We start from the raw sequence: 2,231 nt of genomic DNA, 5'->3' as shown, positions 1-2,231 counted from the left end.
CGGGGGGGGGCGGCCGCGCGGGGGCGGCGGGGGGGGGGGGTGGGGGGGGGGCGGGGGCGCGGGCGCCCCCCCCCCCCCGCGGGCCCCCCCCCCCCCCCCCTTTACCCATTAGCCACTAGCCACTAGCCACCCCTCAGGCCCCCTCGTCCGGAATGCACAATATCTGGCCGCAGGCCTTGCAGTGCACTGCGTCCGGGTCATGCACCTGAAGGCCGCAGCGATCGCAGGGGAAGCGCACCTTGTTCGGCCGCAACAGGGTCTGGCCCAGCCGCACGAACAGGGTCACCCCGCCCAGCATGATCAGGATGGAGACGATCCGGCCCCAGTCCCCCGGCAGGGTGATGTCGCCATAACCCGTCGTGGTCAGGCTGGTGACGGTGAAATACAGGGCGTCGAGATAGCCGCTGATGCCGTCATGTCGGCCCATGAAGCTGGTGTAGACGAAGCCGGTCGCCACGAAGACGAAGGTGACCAGCGACACCAGCGCCTTGATCACGTCCTCGACCCGGGTGTCGTCATAGCGACGCCCGACCGTGCGCCAGAAGAAGTCCGAATGGATCAGGGTCCACAATCGCAACACCCGCAGGAAGCCCAGGTTGAAGAAGAAGGGGAACAGCAGGGTCGCGAGGATGAACAGGTCCATCCAGACGATCGGCTTCCTCAACCAGTCACGGATATTGGAATAGGCTGAGGCCCGCGCCGCCAGATCGGCCGCCAGAATCGCCGCTATGACATAGTCGATGATGTAGAAGATCAGCCCTTCGCCGCGCAGCAGGGGCGCGGCGATGAAGAAGGCGACAATGGCCAGGTCGACGATCAGCACCGCCAGCCGGAACCGGACCGCCACCGGCGAGGACCCGTGATAGAGCGCCCGCAAACGGGCCCGCAGGCGCAGGCCGCCGTTCTTGTGCTCGACGGACTCGGGTTCGGGCGCGGGCCTGGCTCGACTCATCACGCAGCGATAACGCGGCTGGCTCGCGCAAGGAACCGGCAAACGCTATATGCGGCGATGATGGCCAGACCCTTCGTCAAGATGAACGGCGCCGGCAACGACTTCGTCGTCGTCAATGCGCTCGAGACGCCGTTCGCGCCGACGGCCGACCAGGCGCGCGCCATCTCCGACCGGATGACGGGCGAGGGTTGCGACCAGTTGATCGCCCTGGAGCCGTCGAACACCGCGGACGCCTTCATGCGGGTCTGGAACGCGGACGGCGGCCAGGTGGAGACCTGCGGCAACGCCCTGCGCTGCGTCGGCTGGATCCTGATGCAGTCGAGCGGCAAGGATCGGGTCGTCATCGACACCCTGGCCGGAACGACCACCGCGCGCCAGGAGCAGGACGGTCGGGTGACCATCGACATGGGCGCCCCGCGTCTGGACTGGAGCCAGATCCCGCTCGACGAGGCCATGGACACGCGCGGCATCGAGCTTCAGGTCGGCCCCATCGACGACCCGGTCCTGCATACGCCCGGCGCCGTCTCCATGGGCAATCCGCACGTGGTCTTCTTCATGGACCATGCGCCGAACGACGGCTTCGTGCGCGGCACGGGCTCGTTGATCGAGCACCACCCGCGCTTTCCCGAGGGCGTCAATGTCGGCTTCGCCCATGTCCTCGCGCCCGACCATATCCGCCTGCGCGTCTGGGAGCGCGGCGCCGGCCTGACGAAGGCCTGCGGCACCGGCGCCTGCGCTGCCCTTGTCGCCGCCGCGCGCCGCGGCCTGAGCGAACGGGCGGCGACGGTGGAGGTGGATGGCGGAGAGCTGAAGATCGAATGGGACGAGGCCAGCGGCCACGTCTTCATGACCGGTCCGGTGGAGGTCGAACGGACGGGGACGTTGTCGATCTGACACTGCCCCTGCGGCTATCGTCATTCCGGGCGGAGAGACGCGCAGCGGCTCGGAGACCCGGAACCCAGCGGCGCCGCGACGGCGGCGAAACACCGGTGACCGGTCACCGTTCACTCATTGCGCTTCCGACAGCTTCGCGCTCTCGCGCGCCGCTGGGTTCCGGCATTCGCCGGAATGACGATAGCGGGTGGGATTTCGACCGCTGACAATCCGCCGATTGCCAGCATATCCCGCCGCGCCAACCCCCTGATTCCGCTCCACTTCCAGAAATTGGAGCGTCATCAGCCATCATGGCTGGGACCGCCCCCATAATTCCCCCATCCCGTCGGTGGGGAGGGCGTCGGATCCAGCGCCCCGATGGCGGCGGGCTGTGGTCGAGCGATGA

The 2,231-nt window shown here is 68.1% G+C and carries 2 protein-coding genes; one reads left to right on the top strand and one right to left on the bottom strand.

All coding sequences use genetic code 11. The features are described from left to right. Positions 1-133: 133 nt before the first annotated feature. Positions 134-952, bottom strand: coding sequence for a potassium channel family protein (locus B3E43_RS12980; protein ID WP_292030163.1), 819 nt, complete (start codon positions 950-952; stop codon positions 134-136). A gap of 60 nt (positions 953-1,012) precedes the next feature. On the opposite strand from B3E43_RS12980, the gene dapF reads away from it, so the two are divergent. Then, the gene (gene dapF, locus B3E43_RS12975) at positions 1,013-1,846 is read left to right on the top strand and encodes a diaminopimelate epimerase (RefSeq protein ID WP_292030161.1); all 834 of its coding nucleotides are present in this window, start codon (positions 1,013-1,015) and stop codon (positions 1,844-1,846) included. Positions 1,847-2,231: the final 385 nt, after the last annotated feature.

It is taken from the genome of Brevundimonas sp. UBA2416 (assembly GCF_002343105.1).
Classification (GTDB): domain Bacteria; phylum Pseudomonadota; class Alphaproteobacteria; order Caulobacterales; family Caulobacteraceae; genus Brevundimonas.
This window is presented reverse-complemented; position numbering and strand designations above follow the sequence as displayed.